This is a genomic window from Erythrobacter sp. SG61-1L (genome assembly GCF_001305965.1).
Taxonomy (GTDB): domain Bacteria; phylum Pseudomonadota; class Alphaproteobacteria; order Sphingomonadales; family Sphingomonadaceae; genus Andeanibacterium.
In genome coordinates this window covers 61,119-76,670 of record NZ_JXQC01000002.1, presented here as the reverse complement: position 1 = coordinate 76,670, position 15,552 = coordinate 61,119, and the positions used below count along the sequence as shown (strand labels likewise).

Here is a 15,552-nt window from a genome sequence, read left to right as displayed (position 1 = left end):
TCAATGAATAAGGAGCGGACAGACGGCGGAAGCGACAAGTCGCTGGAGGAAAGAATCTCGGCTGAGATCCGCGAGGAGGCGAAGGGCCTCAGCGATGATTATGTCTATGCGAATTACGAGGACGCCGCGAGCTTGATGCGTTCCGCCGCCAACCGCTTCGACGAGCTTTCCTCACAGGATCGGAACTCCGAACGGCATAGCCGCGAGATTGAAAAGGTCGCGGCTCAATTGCGGGAAAGAGAGGCCGCGTGGAACGCTTGGTCGACATTGGCCGAAGAACGCAGCCAGGCCGCCGAACTGGCCGAAGATCGCAGGCTTGAGGCGTTGGAGCGAAACGGGGACATGCGGGAGGACCGCGCTCCCGGCGATGCGACCAAGGGCACCGAACACCGCGATCCCGATCGAGACGGGGCAAGAGATTTCCGGCAGCTCAGCCAGGCCGAACGCTTGCAGGACAGCCGCATGAACGCCGGCGCCAAGGCCGTCGCGGCGCTCGACGCCGCCATAGACCGTAAATATGGCGCGGATACCCCGGAAGCCGACAAGATGAAGCGGGCGGCTCTGGAATCGGTAGCTCAGACGCTTGAACAGGGAGAGCGGGTTGCCGTGCCGCGCGTGCTGGACGTTGAACAGCAGCGAGAAGCCGCAACCGATTTCAGGCGCACCGCTGAAGAAACGAGATCGAATGATTTGTCTGCGAGCGTCACGGCGCAGCGTGAACAGGCTGTCGAGCCGGTCGATAAGCCCTATTCCATTTTGACCTGGGACGAGGAAGATCGCGACTATAGAGCGGTTCGCGTCCAGCTATCCGCTGGCGAAGCCCTGCGTCTGTTCGATGAATTGTCGAGAGAATATCATGAAGGGCGGCGCGATCCGGCAAACCTCGCTGGCTTCGATTATGTCGGTGATGTGCAAGTCGAAAAGGAGGGAGACGATCGACTGGCTGCTGGTATGTATAGCTTACATAATCCCGTAGATCCTTCTCGAAGTCTCGACGTGGATTGGGCGTCGCCTGCGTTCGTTAAAGATGCCTTGGCCGAACTGGCCCCCGATGATCCGCTTCGGGACGGTCCATCGGGACGGGGCTGGGACCACCTCACATATAGCGGGCCTTTGGCGTGGCGAATTAACGAGGAGAGATTTCAGCCAAGGCAAGACGATCCGCGCAGCTATGCGGACCGCTTTCGCGACGGCAAAGCAGCTCTCGATTTTATAGCCATGACGCAAGAGGAGCGATTGCAGGATAACCGGCTGAACAGTGCGGCCAAGCAACTCGTCGCGATCGATGCCGTGATAGATCATAAATATGGAGGCAGGTCGGGCGAGGCGGACGAAATGAAAAGAGCTGCCCGATCGGCCATCGCTGAATCACTCGCGAACGGCGTGAAAATCCAGCCTCCGCATCTCCATGCAGAACGGGACGCCGCCAGGGCAATTGTGCGGGACGTCGAACGGCAACGAGAAGCTGGGCCGGATCAGGCGCGCCAGCACGATAGCAGCGATCGGGAACGCGACCGCGAGGACCGATAATGCTTCGATGGACCGCACTCAGCGGTCCCTCCCCCGTTCCAACGCTTCAAGATCGCCATGCCGCTGCCGTGCCGCACGCTCGATCTGTCTGTTGCGTATCCGCTCGATAGCGGAAAGGTCAGCCTGACGGGCCAACTCGCGAAAGCCGCTGGCGAGGCGCGCCGGATCAACCTTGTCGAGCTGCGCCATATGCTCATCCATCTTGGGCTTGCCGACGATAGGCGGTCCGTCGATCGGATAATTTTCGAGAAACCGGGCAAAGGCGCGATCCTCAAGCACATCGACGGGCAACGGCGTTTCACTCCCGGTTGCAAGATAGGTCATGCCCACAGCAACGCCTATCGCCGCAAGGCTCGTCGCCTGTTCGTCCAGCCTCGCGACCAACAAACGCTGGTTTTCCATGACGGCCTCAACGCCGTCGGCCAGCGCCGCAATCTGAACGGCAAGAGTGGTCAGCAGCTCGTCATCGGTCATCGGCTCGGCCCGTCCCGATCCTTGTCACGGCCCCGCTCCCGATCGCGGTCCTTGCTGCGATCCCGGTCTTTCACCGCCTCATCAACCTTGCGCTGCATGGCCTGCAACCGCTCGCGAGAAGCCGCAAGCGCATCGCGGGGGCCGCTCGCCTCCGGACCTTTCCGCAACTCGGCCGCCTTCGCTCTAATCCGATCTATGGCAGGGCCACGGTCCTTCCCTGCCCGCTTCGGCGCACCCTCCTTCAGCTCGGCCGATGCCGATCTGACTTTAGCGGTGGCGCGTGCAAGACGGTCCAGGGCCTCCGTTCGCTGTTCGGCATCGCGGCGCTCGACACGCGATTTCAGGCGTTCAAGCTGCGGGTCCTTTTTATATTCGGGCGACAGGGCATTACCCGATTTCAACCGCTCCACGATCTCGCTGCGCGCGTCCAGCGCACCCGGCATAGCATCGACAAAGGCGCGTAGCGCCTTCGCCCGCTCGCCTTGTTCCTGTCCGCCATGCGCTTCCAATTCGGCAATGGCGCGCTGATAGACGCCGCGCACCACAGTCATGCTCGCCACGGTTTTCGAGCGTGCTTTCTCTCGCCGGACTAGCTGATCGGGCGCGTCCGGTTTGGGCGCGATCATGTCGCGGCGGCCCTTGTCTGCATCGGGAACAACGCCCCTCTCCCGCATCTTCACAACGGGCGTCGGGTCTGTCTTGGGCGGATAGCCCCGCGCCTTTCGGGGGGTGGCGTCCGCCTCGATCCCTCGCGCGCGAAGATTCTCGGCAAATCGCTCCCGGCAATGCTGAAGGAACTCCCGGTTGGGGTTGAAGCGGCGGCCGTCATTGTCGCGACCGGCGATCAGCAGATGCACATGGGGATGGTCCTGATCGGTATGGAGTGCCATCACCCAGCGGCGATTGGCCATATCATTTTCGGCCAGCTCCCGAACGGCGTCGCGCACTTTTTCCGGGTCTGTGCCCGGTGGCATGGAAAATACCATCGCGATCGCCGTCGCACCCTTCCGGCGTGCCTCGTCGGCCTGCTCCCATTGCTGCCATTCGCGCGCCAGCATGAGCATGTCATGGGCGTCGACAAGATGTTTGCCCTCGCTCGTCTCGATCCCGATCGGCTCCCGGTCCGACATGCCGACACGGCCTATATAGGTCATGGCGCCCACGGTGCTGCCCGCATCATGGATGCGGCTTGTGATCTTCACCATGACCTGCGGCGTGCGCTTCGCCGTGCGGTCGATCGTCTGCAATGCTCTCGCGCTGCGAGCATGATGCGATGTGGCGTTGCGACTGCTGATGGCATCGGACAGGCGCGCGGTTCCGGCAAATACCAGTTCATGTGGTGCGCGCAGCATCGCGCCAAGGGCGCGCTCCATCTTGCGGTTGCCGCTCCGATCGACGCGCCCCCGCCCTGCCCCGCGCGCGCCCTGCACACGTTCCAGTTCCTCAAGGGTCCGCTCGGAGAATACAAACGGGTTCATCGCGCGGTCCCGATGATGCTGGGCAGCTTTCGTTCGCGTCCGGTCCAATAATAGACCTCGCCGGAAAGGATCTCGGTCAAGCCTGCTGCGGCGTCGTTGACAAGCTGCGAAATGCGGTCCTCCATCGCAATCACCTCAGCCGCGATGCGCTGGATTTCGAGCGGGCTTTGGGGACGGTTGGCGGCGTTCATCGCCTTCACAGCCTGATTGAGAGAACGGCCGATCGCCCGCACCTGGCTCACAAGTTTGATGATCGCCCGATGGCTGCTCGGCACCAGGCGCAACTCCCCCGCCCTCGTCCATAATTGCCAGCGCAGGGTGCGCTTGATCCATTGCGCGCGCGTGAGGCCAGCACGAGATGCGACCAGCTCCATCGCTGCCAGTTCCTCCACCGGGAAGCGCAGAGAGAGCATTTTCGATACCGCGCCGCTGACGGGCATGTCGCGCACCTCGTCGGGACGGGCGGGGAGCGCGTCGATGATCGCGCGGGCAATCCATTTGCTGCGGGTCATGCCCCCCGCTCTCGCCAGAGCATCCACGGCGGCCGCAAGGTCGTCGTCAATTCGCAGCGTCAGATGCGCCATGACCAGCCCCGTGCAGCGGCCGTGAGCGATCGCCATTGTGTTACAATGCTGTCGCTTACGCTATCCTGCGTATTTGCCTTCTTGGACCTTCCCCTTCCTCTCAACAGACCTCCCTCCCCTCCCTTTCTCGAATCAACGTGGACGGGAAGGGATTGTTGGCAGGCTATGCGCCAGGGCGACGCATCAGAGCGGGACGCACGGGCCTGCCTTGTATGGGAAGCGGTGCGGCCGCGCCGCGCGTCGGTTTGATTTCGGTCTAGATCAATCACGGCTTTTCGCTCGTTCCGGTCGCTGCCGAACGCGAAGCTAGACCATATCGGATTTGTTTTCTAGAGAATACCGACAGTCAGCTTTAGGGACTGCGATTACCGTCGAACGGCCCTTTATCAACTCACCATCGGCCGCGCTCGACCATCATGGGAAAGGCAAGGAACGTCATGGCAAAATCATCCGATCTTCAAGCTATCAAGCAGGAACGCGCAAAGCTGGAATCAATGCTCGCCGCGATCGTCCAGCGCGAGAAAGAGGCTGAGGCCGCGCAACGCGATGCGGGCAGGCCGGTGCTGCTGGCTGCACTCGATCGGATCAAGATCGGCGCGATGGAGCGGCCCGACGCGAAAGCCATCGCCGCGGCCATTGCCAAGCATGGCGGCGCGAGAGTGGCGGCATCGCTGGCCGGTTTGGCAGCGGACTAGAAACGGCCTTCGCGTTCGCGGCGATGATATTCGTTCGCCAAACGCGCCTGCTCGGCCGCGTGGTCATAACCGCCGCCTTCGCTGCCGCTATCCTCTCCGATCGCGCGGCCGAACATACCCGCTATCCCTGACAGCACAGCATAGATCAGGAGGCCGAACGGAAAGGCCAGCCAGGGATGCGGGTCGCCCGCATTCCAGAGGCCGAACAGGCAAAGCGCGGTAAGGACAAGCGCCACGGTGCCGCGATAGCGCAGCGCCGCCACGATCAGGATGAAAGCGCACGGCACAAGCACCCATGCCGGAATCCCGTCAAAGATACTTGCGAACGACATAGCGGCCTTTCCCGTCACGATGCGCCCCCGCCAATCGCGGGCGCGTGTGGCGGGAAGTCCCGCCACTACGGGATAGAATCGGCCGTTCTGTAATCCAGCGCAAGACAATTCCGGCATTTGCAACCGAAGTGCGAGCGGACAGCGAGCGGGGCGGCGCTTTCGCGCCGCCCCGTCTTTGGGCTTAGCCCTCGCCCTCGTCGTCGTCGCGATTGGCAGGCTCGTCGTTCTGCGCAGCCGGAGCAATGCGAAACGCGACCAGATCAACGCCATAGACCGTCTCGCCATTGCGCTCGTAGCGGCTCTGGCGAACACGGCCCTTGACGCGAACCTTGTCGCCTACGGCCAGCTCGGCGGCGCGGTCGATGTTCTTGCCGAACAGGGTGACGCGGTTCCAGTGCGTGTCGTCCTCCCACTCGTCATTGACCTTCCGGCGATAGTTGGAGGCAATGTCGAGAAACGCCACCTTGTCCTTGATGCTGCTCTTGCCAATGCGGCCAGTGATGCGAAATTCAGCGATGTCCTTCATGTCCGTTCCTTCTTCCGTGTCGTTGCTGACGCACAGTGGAAGGCGTGGCCCCCTGACGCGGGCAAACCGAAAAACGGAGGGTCCGCTTGCGGAAACCGTAGGCGCTTCAGCGCCGGTTTTCTGTTTGGGTCCGACTGGACCGCACCCGCATTAGGCAGGGGAGACGCGCAGGTGCGTCAATCAGCAACGGCAAGGAGAAGGAGCGGAGAGGAAGTGCCGCAATGGAGAACTCTGCCCATTGGCCGCATCGGCAGGCATCGAACAGGATCGAAGGTCAGGTGGATTTGAACATCGCCCTCCCCCGCCTATCGCGCGGTAGCGAGTGGGGGACAGTTCGCTTGGGTCCACGTCCTGTTGGAAAGTGCATTGCTTACGTCGCCGCTGGCAATAGCGCGACGGACATTCACACGGCCGCGTTCGGTGCCGCTATATCGAAGGGCACGGTCGCCGGCGTCATGATCGAACGGATCTCCGTTGCTGCCGCTGGCGTCGTGAAGCGTCACCTTTCGCGATAGTCGTCGCGCTGGGGTGGCGATGATCCTGGGCGGTGGTTATCATGATCGCGGCCCTGCTCGCGGACCGGAAGGATACCGTGCTTTTGCAGGATCGGCGTCAACCGCTCGATCTCGCGCTGCTTATATTGGGATTCCTGCGTCGTGAGGGGCCGGGACCGTTCGCGCTCGACCAGCTCGCGGGCGCGCGGTTCGTTCGCTTTGGGTGAGCCGGTCAAATCGAGATGGCCGATAACCTCCCCGCCGCGCCGATAAAGGGTCAGCCGGTCCGCAAGGCGTTCGTCCTGAATCCGGTCCAGCGTGGCGAGCATCCCGGTTAGAGCGGCGCTATGCGCCTCGGTGGTCGTCATGCGCCCAACGCCTCGGCTCTCCTTCTGAGCGGCATAGCGTTGCAGGATGCCAAGGCTCGACAATTCCGGGCTGACGGCAAGCGCCCGCGCGTCGGTCTGGAATCCGGATTCGCGAAAATCGCGCAAGGTTTTCGCGACAACCTCCGGGCTTCGCATGGTCCCTTCGACCAGCACATTGACGCGGCGCTGGGCCGCTTCGGCAATCGCCATTTCAACCAAGCGCCCCGAATCGCGGTCGGTATAGAAAGCGGCGGTCCGGTCGTCGGCGCGTTGCAGGGATTTATAATGCGGAAGGTAGGAACGAAGATCGTCACCGATGATCTTCACGATACCGCCTTTGTCGGCAAACTCGCGCGAGACGAGATTTTGCATCGGCGTCTTGCCCGCGCCGGGTTGTCCGCCAAGGACAACAGCAGTCGGGCGCTCGACCGGCTGCGCGGACCTGAAAAGGTCCGGCGCGATCCGCGTGTCATAGATATGTTGTAGCCGTTCGCGCGATAGGCTGTATCGCTCTGGATCGTCGGCCATGTCGGGACGGGTCAAGCCGCGTTGGCGAGAGCTTCGGCGGCATCCCGTGCGCGCACGATCGCGCTATATTCAGCGAGAACCTGACTCACGCTGGCATCGTCGTTCACGTCGAGCGAATGGGCTTCATCGCGTGCATGGCTCACGCGCATGGACAGCCAGGCGAGACGCTGGGCGTTCGGCTGCGGGCTGTTTTCCTCGGCGTCGATCTGCTCGCTGTAACCGGCGATCACATCATTGATCGCCTCAAGCGCCGCCTCATAGGCAACGGCCTGATCCTGAGTCCAATATGGGCTGGTGGTTACGCTCGTAGTCATGGACCTATGCTTAGCAGATTGGGCTGAACGAATAAAGAACGGGGTGGCGGAGCCGTTTGAATGGGGTGGCCGATGGAGCAATGCACTCCATCGGCCAGCGCACATAAGCAGCTTTCGGACATTTCGCCTTCATCCTCCGGCTGCTCGGAAAATGGGAAGCTGCGGCCCGCCTTGCGGCAATAGCGGGGCGGGCCATAGCCCCTAACCTATCAACCCGGTTTTCTGATCGCCAGAATAACGGTGTTAATGTTGGTGCCAGCATGGGCGAACGATCCCGCTGGCAGGTCATGCCATTTCCTCCAGCCACAGGCAGGGCGGCACCGCTCCACTATTTCATGCAAGGCCCGGTGCCGCTTGTCCTCCCGAAATTCGGCGCGGGCGCTCATCACGGCAACAAGGATGCCTCCCGGTTTCAGAAACTCGAAGGCATGGCGGACATGATCGCAATCGCGGCCCCGGTCAAAGGGCGGGTTCATAATGATGCGGTCATAAGACGGGGACGGGGAAAGGGTGAGGAAGTCCGCTTGCCGCACCGCGTCAAATCCATGCAGCACGCGCAGTTCGTGCGCCAATCCGGGCTGTATCTCGATGCAGTCCACCAGCGCCCCGGCATCGCGCGCCGCCTTGGCGAGAACGCCGGTCCCCGCGCTCGGTTCAAGCACGGTCAGCCCCTTGCCGATCATCGCGCATTCCATCACGCGCCAAGCCACCTCGTCGGAGGACATGAACGCCCCGAAGTCCTTGGCAGGGGTCAAATGAAACTCCGGCGCGTCGGCGGCTTCGGTGCTGTCGTAGCCGTCCCCGATCACCTCGCCATAATATTCGGCAAGCAGCTTGTTCACCTCTTTGAGCAAATCCTTGCGCTCGAACCACAGATGCAGATTGCCGTTGCCGAAAACGCGGACGCGGAAATAATCGCCGTGAACAACAAAGGGCGTGTGGTCGGGCCTCGATGTGACCTGCTCGGTGATGCTCATGCTTTCAGGACAGGGGCCTAGCCCGTCCAGTTCGCGGAAAACCCTTTCCACATCGCGCAAGGTATCGCGCCGGTTGTAATTGCTCCACCATCTCCCGCTATCGCCTAGCGCCCGCTCGATGATAAGGCGGCTCCCGATCTTGAAACCGTCATGCGAGCGGAAACGGCGGTCCAGCGCCGCGAAGGTGTTGGCGACGCCACGCAAGTAAATGTCGCGCCGGTTCTCCCAGATATGGCCGAAGGTCGCCGCGCAATTTTCGCTGGTGAAGGCGGGCGGGACGCCTTCAAGGCCGGAATAAAATTCCTCGCGCGCCTGTCGGTCTAGAAGCTGGTCAAAGCCTAAGGTTTCCAGCAAATGCCGCCAGCAACGGCGATCCACCGCCGCCGTCATCCTCTCCGCGAAATGCTCGCGGGCCGTGGTCTTGGTCCGGCTATGCGTTTCCCGGTCATAATGTTCATGGTCAGTTTTCGCGAGAAACGCACGCGTTAAGCCGGTGTCATTATAGCGGTCGCCCGTAGGCGCATTGAGGGCAAGCGCACCGCCAATGCTCAAGGCTGCGGCCTCGTCGCTCAAGCGGTGGTAGCTGTCGAAGGCATCAAGCCAACGCTCGATTGCCATGTCGCGGCCTGCGGTGATCTCGTCGATCTGGACACGGTTCATCAGTTCAAAAGACATGGGGGCGATTCCTCGCAAGAATAGGGTGCAATGGGGGGATGCCGGGGACGGACAGCGCCGCCCCCGGATGCTGGCCGGTTAGTATTCGTCGGCGCGAAGGATCGTCAGGACGCGGCAGGTAACGCCGGGGTCCGACGGGTCGGGCGATCCCCATTCCGTCTGACGGTCGTAATAGTCGATCTTCCAATAACAGCGGACGCCCCGCCACTCGAAGTCGCCAAAATCGCGCTCGCCGTGCGGGTTGTTATCCTCGCTGAAATTGGCGTAATTGCCGACGATGAACATAAGCTCCATCTGCCGCGCGACGGCGATGATGGGATTGCTATCGACCATCGCAAGAATACCCTGTGTCATCACCACGATATTCGGCGCGGGGCTGTTGATGTTCGCGCGCAACTGGTCGTTCAACCCGGCAACCTTTTCGACATAGGCCGCTTTCTGTTCGGGGGTCAGTTCTGCAAAGTTAATCATGCGCTTATTCCCTTCCTAAAATGGAGCCGAAGGCGATGGCGTCCATCGGCTTCTGCCTGAGTGGCGAGCCGGGTCGGTGAATGGCGCAAATCAGGGCCGGGGACGGCGGAGGGGGATCGCCCGCCCTGCACAAGCGCAGCGCGGAAGGGTGGGGATACCGCCGTCCCCGCCAAGCGAGGCCGCTCGCGGCCGAGACGGTCCAGCCCTTGCGACAGGGGGCAGGAACAGGCCCCGAAAACGCCTGCAAATGCGCGGCGGCTTGCCGCCTCACTGTTCGGGATGGGAAAGAACGTGCCCGCCTGCGGCGGGCGCCGCTGGGAGGGAGGCAAGGCCCTCCGCCCGCGCCAGGCTATGACGGGCGCGGGCTTCATATGGACATAGAACAGCTATGGGATGGACGGGGCGGCGGAGGATTTGATAGTCAGAACAGGTGAGCCAGATAAATCGCATATTCCCGCGCTGGGCGGCATCGTGGGGCACCCTCGCCCGATCCAACGCGCAAGTGCGCTCGCAATGCCGCATGTGCGGAATCCAGCAGCGGGTGGACGCTTCGGTTCAAGCATTACGCTTCGGGGCCGCGGCCTCGCCGGTTGACCAGCTCGACGGATGCACCATCGTCGGCTGTCATGGCCGCGTCTATTTTCTGGCGGCGCGGTCCTATGGCCGGACGTGGCTCACGCTGCTTTCCAGCGAAGATCTGCGCGAGACGCTGGCCGGGGCCGCGCAGCCCGCGAACGCCGTATCGCTCGATCTGGTTCGGACGAAATCGCCGGGTGTCAGCGATGCGGGGTGAATGGCGGCGATGCCGTCAACCGGCGCGGTCCAGCGCGACAGTCCGCGCTAGGCGATAGGGAACGCCGATGCGGTTTTCCGCCGTGCCGCGGCGGCGCAGGATAGCCGCAACATGCCGTTCGGCTCCGGCGCGATCGGGGAAGGAGAGGCATTTGGATTGCCCGCGCGTCCCGATCCGTCCCCAGCTCGTCTCGACGATGTAAGCGCCGAACAGGTCGGGCATGACACATATCGCGTAGCGGCGGCGCACGTTGCGCGCAGGATCGACCGCGATCAGGTCGATGGGCGCGAACAGGGCGATGGCGGGCGTTTCCATACGCTCGAATCTAGCTGGATGCGCCGCCACTGTCTGACGAGTATTTTGAATCACCGCGCCCTGACTGATTCAGAGCGTGAATCAATCCGGGACTTCGGGGCGGGCCTGGTCCGCTCCGAAGCCCCGGCGAAAAATCGCAGCGGCGCGGCCGTCGCCTGTGACGGTCGCGCCGCTTCCGCTGCCCCTCCCCTCGATCTGGCTAGACCTTCATCCCGCCTGCCCTCGGAATAAGGCTAAGGGAGCCGCCACGGTGGGCGGCTCCCGCTTGGTCATTCGGCTGCGACGGCAAGATAATCCTCGTCGTCGTTGTCGGCATCTTCGTCGCCGGTATCGGTGTCGTCGGCCTCCTGATCGTCACCGTCCTCGTCCTCGGTTTCCTCCGGCTCGGCTTCGGGTTCCTCCGGGGTGACGAGCGCCGGGGGGAGCCAACCGTGACCGGGGACGCGCTCGGCGCAGGCTTCGGCCAGCTTGTCCTTTTTCATCTTCGCGCAATTCTCGGCAGCGGCGGGGCCGCAAGCCTCGGTCAAGGCCGCAAGCATCGCCTTCTTGCTGATCGCTCCGAAAAACTCGACGCCTCCCTCCCAATGCTGGCGCATATCGAGATTGGCAGCGCGGGCGATACGGTCCACCGAACGCAACCGCTTCGGGTCTGCATATTTCCCTTGGCGACCGTCGATCAACGCGGCGGTGCAGGCTGCAAGCAGGCGGGCAACATCGGGTTCGGCAAGCGCCAGCGCCCATGCGAACCGATTGGCCGCTTTCTTCGGTGCGCTCGCGATCAGGTCGGCCACCCCCTCATAGGGCGATGCCATTTCGTGCGTGTTGTAGTCGAAATGCTGGCACGGTTCTTCAATGTCCGCACTGGCGCGAATCTGAACCGCGTGGGCGTCGGGATAACTCTGCGAGAGGATTGGCAAGAGTGCGTCCAGCAAGACGGCATTGGCAAGCCGCTGGTTCTTCGCAACCTCGGCCTGCAAGGCGACGGTCCGCATCCGCGACAGTTCCTCGGTCATCCGGGCATCGTAAAGCGGGCGCGGCGTGGCGGTGCTGCCGGTGCTGTGGCCGCTGGTCCGGTTCCCGTTCCGGGTCGCCTTGCGCGCATAGGCGGTTCTGTTGCTCGCTCCGTCATGGCCGATCACGATCAAAAGCCGCCCGTTCGCTTTGGCGTCCTCGGAATAAGACCGCTCGACCGTGCCAAGACGGCTAATCTCGGCCTCAATCGCGCGCAAGTCGTGATCGAATTGCGTATCGAAATCCTCGCCAAGTGCTGCGAACAGTTCCTCAATCCGCGCTTCCCGCTTCTCCTGTAGCTCGTCCATGAACACCTGTTCGGCATCGGATAGAGTCTGCGTCACCTCGTCGGGATAGAGCGTGTTCCACTTATAGCTGTCATAAGGGGTGCTTTCGGCGGCAATGACCTCGCCCCACCCTTCGGCCTCGGCTTCGGCCGTAAGCGCGTCCAGCTTTTCATCGGCAAGCCGCTGCACAAGATCGGGGTCGTCGGCATAGCCTTCTCCCTTGGTGGAGAACAGGTCGCCGGTGATCGTCCCGCCCGCTGCCTGATAGGCTTCCATGCCCACGAAACGGAACAGCCGGTGGCCGGTCGTAACCTTGGTTTCGGTCAGGGCGCGGCGCACCTCATGGGCGGTGCGATAGCGTTTCAGGACACGTTCTTGCCGCTTGTGGTCATCGGTCAGGGTGAACGCCTCGACACACGCCACGTCGATCTTGTTGCTGGCCAGGGCGTTGATGACCTTCGGGTTAAGACCGGCAAGCGCCAGCATCTTGCGGACCTCGACTAGATCGTAATGGTAGCGGTTGGCGATAGCTTCCTCGGTGAAACCTTCGTCGCGCAAGGTGGCAAAGGCCCGGATGGCATCGGCGGGGTGCATCGCCACGCGCTGCGCGTTTTCGGCATAGCTGATCGACGTCGCATTTTGGCTGTCGCGCAATTCACAGCGCAACGTCGCATCGCGGCCCCATACCTTCGTCTTGACGTTGTGGACAGCGGCCCGCCTGCGGCGCTCGCCAACGATAACCTCATATTTGCCGTCCTCGCGGGCAATCACGACAAGGTTCTGAATCTGTCCATCCTCGGACGCCATGCTTGCGGCAAGGGATTCGATTCCGGTCTTGACCTTGCGGACATTGCGCGGGGTGACGACTAGATCGCTCCACAGGATATTCAGGGTCGTCATTTCTCTTTCCTTCCTTTTCATTGGCCGTCAGGCCGATGGCTTCCTTCGCCATCGGCCTCGGCGGGCACGGACGACCAAGAACAGCGGGGGGAGAGGGGGCAGCGAGAATCTGACGGAGTGGTGCGGGCAGGCGCTTGCGCCAACCCGGTCCGGCTGATTGTCGTTGCAGGGAGAGGGGGCCGCGCGCCCCTTTCCCCGACAAGACATGAGGATCGCGCCGCCCTGGCGGCGCACTATCGACCGCGGCGCTAGATCCGCGCGCGACGATCGCGCCGGCGAGCTGGTCGACGTGGAAGGAAGAGACATGGGGGCGTTGCGGGGGTGTCCCCCGCTGAGGGGGTAGGGCGAGACAGCGAAGCGGCTCGAACTCAGGGGGAGGCTTCCCCCACCGCTCCTTTCAATGCCTGAACAACGCTGCTAGATCGGCCGATGGCCTTGCTGTCGGTTCCCCTATTCCTTTGGCTGGATGCACGCTCGCTGCCATTGGGACTACTGGTGCTGAATCACCTTCTTGTGATACTTGGCGCTTACGCTGTCGGTGATACCATCGCGCGTCGTTTGCGCCCCCTCCCCGACTAGACACCGGCGCGGCCGACACGCCGCTCCATCTACTCGACGGGTTCTCGATTTACGCTTTCAGCACCCAAATCGCCAAAGCGATAAGCGCCAGCGTCGAAAAGGCCATGAGGCTGATGCGCGCGATCTCGAACCACCAGCGGATGCCGCGCGGCTCCACGTCGCTCATAATCTGGAACGACGAGGGCAGGCTTCGATAAAATGGCGTAAGCTACCAGAACACAACCACTATCGCAGCAAGACAAACGCCAGTCTTGACCGTTTCCGGCACCTGAAGCGGAACAACAATGAACACCAACAGTGCCGTGAGCGCCACCAGAACCAGACACAAAAGCGCCTGTGCCTCCAAGGATTTTCGAGCCAGAAATTCCAATCTCTCTTCGCTCGGCAGCTTGTTCATCCCGGCTCTCCTATTCCGCCGCCTCGACATCGGCGTTCCGCCATAGCCGGATCAGCTTCACCATTTCAGCCCTGCGACCGAAGGCATCGGCATAGACCGCGCCGCCATGTTGACCGAGAAAGGCGAACAGGCAGGCCATATCATCGGCTACTGCCCGGTCCACGCTGAACAGGTCGGCAATATCGAAGCCGCCGTGGTCGTGCGCGTTCCACCATGCCAAGAGGAAATTCGCGGTAATGCGTGACTGCCCGGTATCGGACAAGGCGAGGGGCAGCAGACGATCTAGCGCCGCCTGTGCATCGGAATGTGAGATATTGCCCGTCTCGTTCATGTTGCACCTCGTTATCAGGATCATGGCCCATCTGGAACAGAAGATAAACGTCTCCTGATCTCTGGCGATAGCGGCGCGGCCGTCGCTTGTGACGGCCGCGCCGCGATGGATTAGGACCGGGCAGATATTCGATGATGCCCCGCCCCTCGCGCGTGACTGGACGCCCCCAATCGTCGCGCTCGCGCTTGCGCCAGTGGTAACGGAAGCGGCGGGGTTCCCCGTCAACCGGCTCCACCCTGTAGGAGATGCGACCCGATTGGCCGTCGCGCCATCCCTTGCCGATGATCTCGGCAAGGTGGCGCTTTTGGGTGGCGGTAAGGTGAAGTCCCTCGATCAACCGGATAGCCATCGCTTCCCCCTCAAAATGCAAATGCGTTCTGGCCGCTGCTTTCGGTGAAGCTGACGCTATCGCCCGCCGCGTAACGGTCGCGGCCTAGCTGCGACCATTGGAGATAGCCGGAACGGTCGTGCTTGAACCAACCGTCCTCGATACCGATGATGAAGCCCCACGCCACGTCCTCGGCGCACTGGCGACCATGATTGATCGGCCAATGCTCACTGGCGTTATCCTGTCGGCAAACCTTCGGCTCGCTGAACAGGCGCATGATCGCGCTGCGGTCCTCCGGCTCGGTCGCGCCCATTTCGCGCATGATCGTTCGCGCCTCTCCGGTGGTAATATATCCTGCGGCCTTCTTGTCCTCATGGTGGGAATAGCGGCATCCATAGGCGACGGCCCACATGATGCAGCCCGGATCGGTGAAGTCCTGCGTTTCGAGCAATTCGCGCCATTTGCCCGCGGTGATAAGGTCAACCGCGTGCCACCAGCGGGCATCGGGCGCGGTGGAATGACCATAGCGGTTCGGCGCGCCGTGGCGGTCGATCTCGAAACCCAGCAACGCCTCTACATGTCGGACATAGGGATGATCCGCCAAAAGCGGATGACGAAGCCCGATCTTGCGGGGCTGATCGCCATCGGGCGGGCAAGCCTCAATCGGGAAGCGGAAAAGGCGGGAGGGCAGATTCCACGGCGCGGGCAAAGTGAAACCGTGGGGCACGTCCAGCGCGCGATTTATGTCGAGAACGACAAGATTGGGGGCAAATCCCTTCGCGACGAGCAATTCGCCAAGGGTATCGCCATGAATATCGGGGTTATGGTTTTCCATGGCCTTAACGCTCAATCTCGATGAGATAGATCGTGCCCCATGGGAGGCAGTAAACTTCTTCTTGGCTGTCAATGACGATGCCGGTCTGATCGACGGCAATGATACCAGCGCGCTCGTAACAATAATGTTCAGTCTCGATTGTCAGGATGACGCTATCGGGTCCGGTCAGCAGCTTTTGGAGATATTCGAGCATCTTGCTTGTCCTTCCTTTTCATTGGCCGTCAGGCCGATGGCTTCCTTCGCCATCGGCCTCGGCGGGCACGGACGACCAAGAACAGCGTGGGGAGTGGGGGCAGCGAGAATCTGCCGGAGTGGTGCGGGCAGGCGCTT

Annotated in this window: 18 protein-coding genes; 3 read left to right on the top strand and 15 right to left on the bottom strand. The window is 62.2% G+C overall.

Annotated features, from left to right (window positions below; genetic code table 11):
• The first annotated feature begins 3 nt into the window (after positions 1-3).
• Positions 4-1,530 carry a hypothetical protein gene (locus SZ64_RS00485; protein WP_054529022.1) on the top strand — a complete coding sequence of 509 codons (1,527 nt, stop codon included), beginning with the start codon at positions 4-6 and terminating at the stop codon, positions 1,528-1,530.
• Positions 1,531-1,548: 18 nt separating this feature from the next.
• Here the strand turns inward: SZ64_RS00485 and SZ64_RS00480 are convergent, their stop codons facing one another.
• From SZ64_RS00480 to SZ64_RS00470, 3 genes are all read right to left on the bottom strand, one after another.
• On the bottom strand, positions 1,549-2,004 hold the full coding sequence (locus SZ64_RS00480) for a hypothetical protein (protein ID WP_054529021.1): 456 nt from the start codon (positions 2,002-2,004) through the stop codon (positions 1,549-1,551).
• Positions 2,001-3,251 carry a relaxase/mobilization nuclease domain-containing protein gene (locus SZ64_RS00475; protein WP_162225041.1) on the bottom strand — a complete coding sequence of 417 codons (1,251 nt, stop codon included), beginning with the start codon at positions 3,249-3,251 and terminating at the stop codon, positions 2,001-2,003. The genes SZ64_RS00480 and SZ64_RS00475 overlap by 4 nt, the downstream gene beginning before the upstream one ends.
• Positions 3,252-3,478: 227 nt before the next feature.
• Positions 3,479-4,066: a ribbon-helix-helix protein, CopG family gene (locus tag SZ64_RS00470; protein WP_162225040.1), complete on the bottom strand. Its 588-nt coding sequence runs from the start codon at positions 4,064-4,066 to the stop codon at positions 3,479-3,481.
• A 437-nt stretch (positions 4,067-4,503) separates the two neighbouring features.
• On the opposite strand from SZ64_RS00470, the gene SZ64_RS00465 reads away from it, so the two are divergent.
• On the top strand, positions 4,504-4,761 hold the full coding sequence (locus SZ64_RS00465; RefSeq protein WP_054529018.1) for a hypothetical protein: 258 nt from the start codon (positions 4,504-4,506) through the stop codon (positions 4,759-4,761).
• On the opposite strand, the gene SZ64_RS00460 is transcribed toward SZ64_RS00465, so the two are convergent.
• The 6 genes from SZ64_RS00460 to SZ64_RS00430 all read right to left on the bottom strand — a co-directional run bounded on the left by SZ64_RS00460 (position 4,758) and on the right by SZ64_RS00430 (position 9,446).
• Positions 4,758-5,093, bottom strand: a complete 336-nt coding sequence (locus tag SZ64_RS00460; RefSeq protein WP_054529017.1) for a hypothetical protein — start codon at positions 5,091-5,093, stop codon at positions 4,758-4,760. The genes SZ64_RS00465 and SZ64_RS00460 overlap by 4 nt on opposite strands.
• Before the next feature lie 181 nt (positions 5,094-5,274).
• Positions 5,275-5,619: a single-stranded DNA-binding protein gene (locus tag SZ64_RS00455; RefSeq protein WP_054529016.1), complete on the bottom strand. Its 345-nt coding sequence runs from the start codon at positions 5,617-5,619 to the stop codon at positions 5,275-5,277.
• 499 nt (positions 5,620-6,118) lie between these two features.
• Positions 6,119-7,009 (bottom strand): zeta toxin family protein, encoded by an 891-nt coding sequence (locus SZ64_RS00445; RefSeq protein ID WP_082384354.1) that lies wholly within the window; start codon positions 7,007-7,009, stop codon positions 6,119-6,121.
• Positions 7,010-7,020: 11 nt separating this feature from the next.
• Entirely contained in the window at positions 7,021-7,323 is a 303-nt protein-coding gene (locus SZ64_RS00440) for a hypothetical protein (protein ID WP_054529014.1), read from the bottom strand.
• A gap of 209 nt (positions 7,324-7,532) precedes the next feature.
• The gene (locus SZ64_RS00435) at positions 7,533-8,975 is read right to left on the bottom strand and encodes a DUF4942 domain-containing protein (RefSeq protein WP_241772941.1); all 1,443 of its coding nucleotides are present in this window, start codon (positions 8,973-8,975) and stop codon (positions 7,533-7,535) included.
• Between the two features lie 78 nt (positions 8,976-9,053).
• Positions 9,054-9,446: a DUF3768 domain-containing protein gene (locus SZ64_RS00430; RefSeq protein WP_054529013.1), complete on the bottom strand. Its 393-nt coding sequence runs from the start codon at positions 9,444-9,446 to the stop codon at positions 9,054-9,056.
• A gap of 430 nt (positions 9,447-9,876) precedes the next feature.
• On the opposite strand from SZ64_RS00430, the gene SZ64_RS00425 reads away from it, so the two are divergent.
• The gene (locus tag SZ64_RS00425; protein ID WP_206742892.1) at positions 9,877-10,239 is read left to right on the top strand and encodes a hypothetical protein; all 363 of its coding nucleotides are present in this window, start codon (positions 9,877-9,879) and stop codon (positions 10,237-10,239) included.
• Between the two features lie 15 nt (positions 10,240-10,254).
• On the opposite strand, the gene SZ64_RS00420 is transcribed toward SZ64_RS00425, so the two are convergent.
• The 6 genes from SZ64_RS00420 to SZ64_RS00395 all read right to left on the bottom strand — a co-directional run bounded on the left by SZ64_RS00420 (position 10,255) and on the right by SZ64_RS00395 (position 15,415).
• Positions 10,255-10,554 (bottom strand): WGR domain-containing protein, encoded by a 300-nt coding sequence (locus tag SZ64_RS00420; protein WP_054529011.1) that lies wholly within the window; start codon positions 10,552-10,554, stop codon positions 10,255-10,257.
• Positions 10,555-10,823: 269 nt separating this feature from the next.
• Complete coding sequence (locus SZ64_RS00415) at positions 10,824-12,752, bottom strand: ParB/RepB/Spo0J family partition protein (protein WP_054529010.1); 1,929 nt, start codon at positions 12,750-12,752, stop codon at positions 10,824-10,826.
• Positions 12,753-13,539: 787 nt separating this feature from the next.
• The gene (locus SZ64_RS00410) at positions 13,540-13,728 is read right to left on the bottom strand and encodes a hypothetical protein (RefSeq protein WP_054529009.1); all 189 of its coding nucleotides are present in this window, start codon (positions 13,726-13,728) and stop codon (positions 13,540-13,542) included.
• Positions 13,729-13,738: 10 nt separating this feature from the next.
• On the bottom strand, positions 13,739-14,059 hold the full coding sequence (locus tag SZ64_RS00405; RefSeq protein ID WP_054529048.1) for a hypothetical protein: 321 nt from the start codon (positions 14,057-14,059) through the stop codon (positions 13,739-13,741).
• A 359-nt stretch (positions 14,060-14,418) separates the two neighbouring features.
• Positions 14,419-15,237, bottom strand: a complete 819-nt coding sequence (locus SZ64_RS00400) for a hypothetical protein (protein ID WP_241772940.1) — start codon at positions 15,235-15,237, stop codon at positions 14,419-14,421.
• Entirely contained in the window at positions 15,227-15,415 is a 189-nt protein-coding gene (locus SZ64_RS00395; protein ID WP_054529007.1) for a hypothetical protein, read from the bottom strand. The genes SZ64_RS00400 and SZ64_RS00395 overlap by 11 nt, the downstream gene beginning before the upstream one ends.
• Between the last annotated feature and the right edge of the window lie 137 nt (positions 15,416-15,552).

Coding starts and splice junctions, on each gene's coding strand:
- SZ64_RS00455 (WP_054529016.1), bottom strand. CDS start 5,619: ATGAAGGACATCGCTGAATTTCGCATCACTGGCCGCATTGGCAAGAGC.
- SZ64_RS00440 (WP_054529014.1), bottom strand. CDS start 7,323: ATGACTACGAGCGTAACCACCAGCCCATATTGGACTCAGGATCAGGCC.
- SZ64_RS00420 (WP_054529011.1), bottom strand. CDS start 10,554: ATGGAAACGCCCGCCATCGCCCTGTTCGCGCCCATCGACCTGATCGCG.
- SZ64_RS00435 (WP_241772941.1), bottom strand. CDS start 8,975: ATGTCTTTTGAACTGATGAACCGTGTCCAGATCGACGAGATCACCGCA.
- SZ64_RS00430 (WP_054529013.1), bottom strand. CDS start 9,446: ATGATTAACTTTGCAGAACTGACCCCCGAACAGAAAGCGGCCTATGTC.
- SZ64_RS00460 (WP_054529017.1), bottom strand. CDS start 5,093: ATGTCGTTCGCAAGTATCTTTGACGGGATTCCGGCATGGGTGCTTGTG.
- SZ64_RS00410 (WP_054529009.1), bottom strand. CDS start 13,728: ATGAACAAGCTGCCGAGCGAAGAGAGATTGGAATTTCTGGCTCGAAAA.
- SZ64_RS00485 (WP_054529022.1), top strand. CDS start 4: ATGAATAAGGAGCGGACAGACGGCGGAAGCGACAAGTCGCTGGAGGAA.
- SZ64_RS00405 (WP_054529048.1), bottom strand. CDS start 14,059: ATGAACGAGACGGGCAATATCTCACATTCCGATGCACAGGCGGCGCTA.
- SZ64_RS00470 (WP_162225040.1), bottom strand. CDS start 4,066: ATGGCGCATCTGACGCTGCGAATTGACGACGACCTTGCGGCCGCCGTG.
- SZ64_RS00465 (WP_054529018.1), top strand. CDS start 4,504: ATGGCAAAATCATCCGATCTTCAAGCTATCAAGCAGGAACGCGCAAAG.
- SZ64_RS00395 (WP_054529007.1), bottom strand. CDS start 15,415: ATGCTCGAATATCTCCAAAAGCTGCTGACCGGACCCGATAGCGTCATC.
- SZ64_RS00445 (WP_082384354.1), bottom strand. CDS start 7,009: ATGGCCGACGATCCAGAGCGATACAGCCTATCGCGCGAACGGCTACAA.
- SZ64_RS00415 (WP_054529010.1), bottom strand. CDS start 12,752: ATGACGACCCTGAATATCCTGTGGAGCGATCTAGTCGTCACCCCGCGC.
- SZ64_RS00480 (WP_054529021.1), bottom strand. CDS start 2,004: ATGACCGATGACGAGCTGCTGACCACTCTTGCCGTTCAGATTGCGGCG.